Annotated in this window: 7 protein-coding genes; 5 read left to right on the top strand and 2 right to left on the bottom strand. The window is 40.0% G+C overall.

Features of this window, described 5'->3' with window-relative positions:
* From KCG35_RS23060 to KCG35_RS23080, 5 genes are all read left to right on the top strand, one after another.
* A partial coding sequence (locus KCG35_RS23060) for an RHS repeat-associated core domain-containing protein (RefSeq protein WP_215822214.1) occupies positions 1 to 495 on the top strand: 495 nt, incomplete at its 5' end.
* 8 nt (positions 496 to 503) lie between these two features.
* Positions 504 to 794, top strand: a complete 291-nt coding sequence (locus KCG35_RS23065; protein WP_215822215.1) for a hypothetical protein — start codon at positions 504 to 506, stop codon at positions 792 to 794.
* A 649-nt stretch (positions 795 to 1,443) separates the two neighbouring features.
* The gene (locus KCG35_RS23070; protein WP_215822216.1) at positions 1,444 to 4,503 is read left to right on the top strand and encodes a type VI secretion system Vgr family protein; all 3,060 of its coding nucleotides are present in this window, start codon (positions 1,444 to 1,446) and stop codon (positions 4,501 to 4,503) included.
* Positions 4,491 to 4,787: a hypothetical protein gene (locus KCG35_RS23075; protein WP_215822217.1), complete on the top strand. Its 297-nt coding sequence runs from the start codon at positions 4,491 to 4,493 to the stop codon at positions 4,785 to 4,787. The genes KCG35_RS23070 and KCG35_RS23075 overlap by 13 nt, the downstream gene beginning before the upstream one ends.
* Positions 4,788 to 4,840: 53 nt before the next feature.
* A complete protein-coding gene (locus KCG35_RS23080; protein ID WP_215822218.1) occupies positions 4,841 to 5,257 on the top strand; it encodes a hypothetical protein in 417 nt (138 codons plus the stop codon).
* 160 nt (positions 5,258 to 5,417) lie between these two features.
* On the opposite strand, the gene KCG35_RS23085 is transcribed toward KCG35_RS23080, so the two are convergent.
* Both KCG35_RS23085 and KCG35_RS23090 read right to left on the bottom strand, forming a co-directional pair.
* Positions 5,418 to 5,903: an RES family NAD+ phosphorylase gene (locus tag KCG35_RS23085; RefSeq protein WP_215822219.1), complete on the bottom strand. Its 486-nt coding sequence runs from the start codon at positions 5,901 to 5,903 to the stop codon at positions 5,418 to 5,420.
* Positions 5,887 to 6,303: an Xre family toxin-antitoxin system antitoxin gene (locus KCG35_RS23090; protein ID WP_215822220.1), complete on the bottom strand. Its 417-nt coding sequence runs from the start codon at positions 6,301 to 6,303 to the stop codon at positions 5,887 to 5,889. The genes KCG35_RS23085 and KCG35_RS23090 overlap by 17 nt, the downstream gene beginning before the upstream one ends.
* Positions 6,304 to 6,854 lie beyond the last annotated feature (551 nt).

The raw sequence follows: 6,854 nt of genomic DNA on the forward strand, positions 1-6,854 counted from the left end.
AATACCTTTGCGTATGTTAAATCAAACCCTCTCACTAGGGTTGACCCACTTGGTTTATTCTGCGGTAACGCATGTGACGATTTAGAATTTGATAATAGCCCCTCTACTGAGAATATAACTCTACCAGATGGATCAGTCTGTGACATGTTAGGGTCTTGCTTTTCACAAACACAGATTGAAAAGTTTCAAGCTGAAGAATGTGGTGAAAGCTATTACTGTACAACAGTGACTCGATATATCAGTGGAGCTGCAGATGCTGCAACTATATACGCAGGCCTTTCTGTTCCTTCAACAGGGGGGGCATCGACACCTGTTGCAGCAACTGTAGGTCTTGTAGCAACAGTTGTATCTGCTGGAAATGGCTTAATAACAGTAATGTTTTGTGGGCCTTCTCCATCTAGTGTAACCACTGCAGTAGGAGCATTTGTAAATACAGGTAAAACTGCTGCAGCAATAGGTGCTGTTGATTTATTACTTAATGCTTCAGGAATGTGATGCTTAATATGAGAAAAATTCGAAACACTTTAGCGGTAGCAAGCATCCTTCCTGGGATGCTAATTATATACAATTATCAAGAAGGCGTAATTAGTTTTGATGAAACACTTTTTTGGTTGAGCATTTTTTTGGCTGTGCTAACTGCGGTCAATTTGATATTTTCAGTTTTTACTGGTGAAGCATTTGCGAGTGGTGCAGTTGTGTCAAAATCAGAAAATAAAGGACTCTATGCAGCAACTATATCCGTTAATATTTTGTTCCTTTTGATATCACTGATTGGAGTTTGGAAATACTCATAATGCCTCAGTAGAAGAAGCTAAAAGAATTTTAGGCGAGATAGACAATTGAAGTTACAACTAATTAGGAATACAAATAAATATATACCTACCAAGAAAGCCTACATTTGTAGGCTTTTTTTATAAATAATTTAATTGCCCTATAACGTTTTTTTAGCATTGTGCTGCAGTATTAAATCTTCCAGTACGGTTCTAGCCGCTTTCTGATCTTCTTCATCAAAATCCAGCAGCGCTTCCAGTTGTAGCTTGAACTCTTCACTATATAAGCTGCTACTGATGTATTTGCTCGTGCCCTTAGTGCTCCTCCCTCTCCTCTGAATACCCAACCCCCTCGAAAAAATAGCCGGTAACCGTAGTTATCGGCTATTTTGGCGCGACAGGCGTAGTATGTTATCAAAATCGGTAATACGTAATACTATAGTAGCATTGACTAATAGAGTGAAAAGTGACGCTCAACCCCGCCATACCTCAAAAGCAATCAATAGGTACAAGATTCTGATGATGGGTTAAGCTTGAGGTTGCCCAACTAGGTCACACGATTACATAAATCATACTATTCACTTCATCTCTTCTACACTCAGCCCTTTATTCAGAGGAAGGCTCCCCTGATAATCAGCTTCCGGTCAGTGCAGTATAAAGTAGAAGGAACCGTATGCGTTTAGGTAACTCCAGCCTGTTTACGTTTGCAGTACAAGGTAGTAATGACGAGTTTCGTGTCGTTGATTTTGAAGGTAAAGAGCGTGTTTCAGCCCCATTTTATTTTGTGGTCACTCTTGCTACGACCAATTTTGAGCTAGAGACGAGTGCTTTAATTGATAAGTCTGCCTGTTTAACGCTCTTCGCTGAAAAAGAAGCTCCCCGTTACATCCATGGTTGTATTGAAAGCGTAATGATGATGGACGTGGGCCGTCGCTTTGCTACCTATCAGTTGGTATTAATCCCTAAGCTGCATCGTTTGGCACACCGCAGCCAGAAAAAGATCTTTCAGCAGCAGGACGCGCAACAGATGATGCGCACTATATTAATTGATGCGGGGTTAATCGAAGGGGACGACTTTCGTTTTGAAGTTACAGGGACCCTAGCCCAACGTACATACACTGCACAATATGCAGAAAGCGACCTGGACTTTTTTAACCGGATCTTGGCAGAGGATGGCCTACATTATCACTTTCAATTTTCAGCTGATCGTCATGTATTGCTGATCAGTGATACCCAGTATGTTTTTCAGCGTTTAACAGAAACGCCAGAAATCCCTTTTGTGGCGCATAGCGGTTTATTGAAACGAGACTATGTCATTCATGACTTCAGTCTGCGAACAAAATTACAACCCAATAAAGTCACGCTAAAGGATTATAACTTCACCAAACCTTCACTGAACCTTGAAACATCAGAACAGACGGGGTCAGGGGATTTTGAGGTATACCATCATGGTGGGTTATACCAAGAGCCTGACCTAGGCCAACAACAAGTACAAACGTTGCTGAAAGCCTTTCAGGCCACTTCAGAATGTGGTCATGGTGAAAGTAACTGTGTGTATTTGAGTGCGGGTAAGCTCTTTAAGCTAACTGACCATAATAATCCCGTATTTAATCAGGAATACCTCTTACTTGAAGTACAACATTCAGGGGCACAACCACAGTCGTTAGAAGAAGGGGCCAGCAATGGACCCAGTGGCTATATGTCTCAGTTTATCTGTATCCCTAAAACCACAGAGTTTAAAGCAAAACCACCCAAGCCTAAGGTTAATAAACGTAATCGTTTTGATGGCGTACAAAACGCCACCGTTGTTGGTCCCAAAGGAGAGGAAATTTATACCGATCAGTATGGCCGCATTAAAGTCCAGTTTAACTGGGATAAAGATGGCCAGGCTGATGAGAAGTCCTCACGCTGGATTCGTGTTACACAGCCTTGGACCGGTTCATCCTGGGGAGCACTACAAATTCCCCGTATTGGTCAGGAAATTTTGGTGAGTTTTGTTAATGGTGATCCTGACCGGCCTTTAATCAAAGGCGTGATGTATAACGGTCGAAATAAGCCTCCTTATAAATTACCTGATAATAAAACCCGTACGACAGTAAAAACCTGTAGTACGCCAGGTGGACAGGGCTTTAATGAGTTACGTTTTGAAGATAAAAAAACAAAAGAACAAATTTTTATTCATGGCGAGCGGGACCAAGATATCAAAATTGAGAATGATAAAGACTTGCGCGTCTATCAAGACCGTCATCTGGTCGTGGATAAACAACACCATATTCATATAAAACAACTTCTCAGTGAAAGTATAAACGGTACCTGGAAAGAAGACTTGTGGAACAGCCAATATATTACCGTTAAACAGAATTTTACAGAAAAAGCAGCAAAGAATTATAACCGAGAAGCCGGAAAAGAAATTCATATTAAATCCACGGGCAAAATGGTATTTGATGCGGGCATGCAACTATCCGTGTCAGGCTCTGGCAGCTATTTCACCCTTGATCCATCAGGGGTGAAGATCAATGGCCCTACAGTGCGAATTAATGCCGGAGGGAGTCCTGGGAGGGGGGCTACAGCTTCACCTAAAAATCCTGTAACGGCTGATAATGCAGAAAATAAAGCGTTGTCTCCTGCGCTCAAGAATTTTTTAGCGAAAAATGCTGTTGCCCCTAAATCCGCTAAAGCACCTGCGCTTGCCAAACAAATTGCACCTTCAACTAAGCCGAGTGATCCAGAAGATGTGCTTATAACTTCTGTTCAAGGGCCTGATGAAGTCTTTGTTGGAAAAATTTATCAGTTTTCAGTGGGGTCTTATGAGGGAACCCCAACAGAGCAACAAAAGAGCCAAGTGAGTTGGCGTATAGATCTTGTTAGAAAGCGTGTTCAGACGACAACTGTAAAAACATTAATAGGTCATGGTGAAATCCTCAACTTAAAGATAGAAGACGAGTGGGCTTTTAGTGATTTACGAGTGATGGCTTACTTTAAGCGTCCAGTAATCCCTGTGAGTAAAGAACCAAAATTAAAAGGTGCTTGGGAGGTCTCCAACCAGTGGGATCAAAGCTGGATTAAGCGCTATCGTGAATATGCCCATAATAAGTCAGATGTGTACTTCAGAAGTGATAAGCGGTTTACCTGTGAGGACTTTGCTACAACTATCATTTTAGAGTTTGCTAGAAAGAATAAGCTGCCATTTAAAATTAAAAATGGAACAGGCTCCTATGATGCTAAAACGTATTACTATGGAGAGCATTCTACAGCAGAGCGTCATGAGACTTTTGAAAGGCTTGTATTACGGACAACGGGTGCTCCTGACTTGAAACCTGGTACAGGTAATACAACGGAAGTTGCGAATAAGTCTAATTATATTCAGCAGGCTATGCTGGGTAAAATTCAGGTTGGAAACATCCACTGTTTAAGTCGAGAGAATGGAGCCGCAGTTACTCATATTCAGTTAGTAACTGATATTAAACGCAGTTCTAAAATAACAAAAATTACGATCACACAAGGCAACTTTCCTCATGATGATGATATTACTTGGTTGTATAAAGTTGGGAGAGTAACAGGGAGTAACCCTAACTTTCCAGACTCATGGAATTATTATGGCGTAAAACCTCAACGCGCTGAGTTATTACTACCGTCTAATAAATACTTAAGAAGTGGTTCCACTGAACATAACTTTATTAAGCGGTATGTTCTTTATGTTACTGAATGGGATTTTATATCATGGAACGCTTAGTTAAGGTAATCCAATGGGAATCAATGATTGGGACAGTTCTATTTTTTTTATTTAGGACATATATTTACATAAAGCTTGACCTTATGTCTGCCTCGCCATATGAGCTTACACAAGAGCGAGTTTTTTTTCATGATTACTCTACAATTATTTATTTATACTTTTTTTTACAGTTACCATTACTTATTGCTCTGCATAAGAGACCAAAATTAATGATTGCTTTCATTTTTCTTTGGGGATTGGCATTTTACATTGGCAGTGGTATAGCTTTTATAGCAAAACCCTAGATAATATAACAATCCTTATAGAAGGACTTATAAGATAAATTATGATGTTTTGCATGAAGAAAAACATTGGAATTATAGCCTGTATACTAAGTATATTAGGATATTTTTTACCATTAAGAGCAGAGAAATATGTTGAGTATGGTGAGAAAGCTTATAAATCTCTTTTAGATTTAGAAGGAGTGGGGTTTATAGCCTTTCTTGTAGTGCTTACTATTATTGCAATCTTACTTTCTAATAAAAACTGGAGAAAAACAGCTACTCTAATTGTTGTTATACAGTTTTGTATGATTTCCATAAGCTTTGCATATTATTTAATGGTGTATGTTTATAATTCAAAGTCTGGTGATTTCTGGCAATTTTTTAATCGTGGAGACTTTTCATTTTTTAGTTATGGTTGGTATTTTATTTTTTCTGGCTATATTTTGCAGATAGTTTCCTTTTTTAAAAAGGAAGGTGTCAGGAAGTCTTAAAAAATCGAATGCTTTAGTGAGGTGCTGCAATCATGGGCCTCTTAATTTATGTTTGTTAAACATGTTCCGCGTGGAACATTATTGTGGAACATTTATTATCGAAAGCTTTGGAAACTCTTGCCCAGCACTGCTAGGATTGGAGGGCACTAAAAGTGCCAACCTAAAGAGGAACAAGAAGTTTTCCAAGCCTCCTGTCGTATGTAAAGTCCCGTTGTGAGACTGTTTTGATTTGTGAAAAGTCTGGATGTACTGGATTCAGAAGCAAGTTAAACTCATCTTGAACAATAGAAGAAGGGACTTTTAAAAATGCTGTTTTTTGCTGCTGTAGCCATTCGTCCCCTATTCTGCGAGCGACTGACCCATCAGGTAAAGCGTCCCACCCTTCTGGTAGTTCTTTTGCTGTAGTATGCTTGATTGGAGCATCATCAGGGACCCAAATTGTCAGCAAAGTAAGTGGTGGAATTTGTGCTGCATTTTCATGAACTAAGCGTTCAAGCAATGATAAGGCTCTTGATGATGCTGTGTAGACGATCAGCTGCCCTCTGGAATGCCAGCGGCCAGAGTGAAACATACCACCTTTTCCACTCAAGTCGGCATAATTACGGTGTGCTAGCCTAAATACTTCCATACTACGCGAGGTCTCCATAAGCCATACGGCTTAGTTTTTCTCTTACAAACTGTATGCCTGTAATAGTATCTAAATAGTCAAACGGCTTACCTCCTAAAGCTGGATGCTCACTGTTCAACCAGTCAAGAAATACGGCTTCATCACCAAAGTAATCAATGCCTTGAGTGAAAAGGCTAGCAATCGCTAGTAGATGCTCAGATTGATGAGGTTCTAACCTTTTAGCTTTTAAGCGCGTTAAGGTTCGAGTTGAAACGCCAATGATGCCAGCCATTTCACTTTTGGTTAGCTTCATCTTTGCAGATAGCTTATCAACAGCACTAGCTGGAATGCCTAAACGTATAAGACCTATTTCATCATTAACAGACAATGGTGGTTTGGAAACCCCTATAGTTTTCAGGGTGTCACTTGAAATGCTCATAACCTTTAGTCCTTAAGTCGGTCAAATGTCCATTAATTATAAGACATATGGCCTTTGAACTGCAAATAGAAGGTTATTGGTTAGTACATAAAGATCAGCTTTCTGAGCGGACTACTCCGCCCCTCTAGCGACTTTCTTAGCCGTCTCACGCATGGCTAACTGCTTATTTTTGTTTAACGCTGAAAATTGCTTTTTCTTCAAAAGCTGTGTGACTGCCAGCTGAGCCTTGGCATATTGGGGTTGGGCAAAGAACCCCGTATTCGAGGAAAAGCAGAAAAGATTAGATAGATAAAGATCACACCAGCCAAAATACTTGTGACGAGATATTTATTCATGATGCTGACGAATTTAACTTAAGAGCTACAATGGAGCCAAGTATACCTAATTTCCTCCTTTTCACTCTTAAGACAGATACCGTATTTAGTATTACTTCATACTGAAAATGATATCATTTTACGCGAAAATCGCCAAAATAGCCGATAACTATGGTTACCGGCTATTTTTTCGAGGGGGTTGAGTATTTGAGGGGAGGGAGGCGCACTAAGGGCTCT

The organism is Zooshikella harenae, assembly GCF_018837975.1.
In the GTDB taxonomy this organism is placed as follows: domain Bacteria; phylum Pseudomonadota; class Gammaproteobacteria; order Pseudomonadales; family Zooshikellaceae; genus Zooshikella; species Zooshikella harenae.

What these genes read in the sequence shown, in the direction of transcription:
- KCG35_RS23090 (WP_215822220.1), bottom strand. Translation starts at nt 6,303, where the DNA reads ATGAGCATTTCAAGTGACACCCTGAAAACTATAGGGGTTTCCAAACCA.
- KCG35_RS23080 (WP_215822218.1), top strand. Translation starts at nt 4,841, where the DNA reads ATGAAGAAAAACATTGGAATTATAGCCTGTATACTAAGTATATTAGGA.
- KCG35_RS23075 (WP_215822217.1), top strand. Translation starts at nt 4,491, where the DNA reads ATGGAACGCTTAGTTAAGGTAATCCAATGGGAATCAATGATTGGGACA.
- KCG35_RS23085 (WP_215822219.1), bottom strand. Translation starts at nt 5,903, where the DNA reads ATGGAGACCTCGCGTAGTATGGAAGTATTTAGGCTAGCACACCGTAAT.
- KCG35_RS23065 (WP_215822215.1), top strand. Translation starts at nt 504, where the DNA reads ATGAGAAAAATTCGAAACACTTTAGCGGTAGCAAGCATCCTTCCTGGG.
- KCG35_RS23070 (WP_215822216.1), top strand. Translation starts at nt 1,444, where the DNA reads ATGCGTTTAGGTAACTCCAGCCTGTTTACGTTTGCAGTACAAGGTAGT.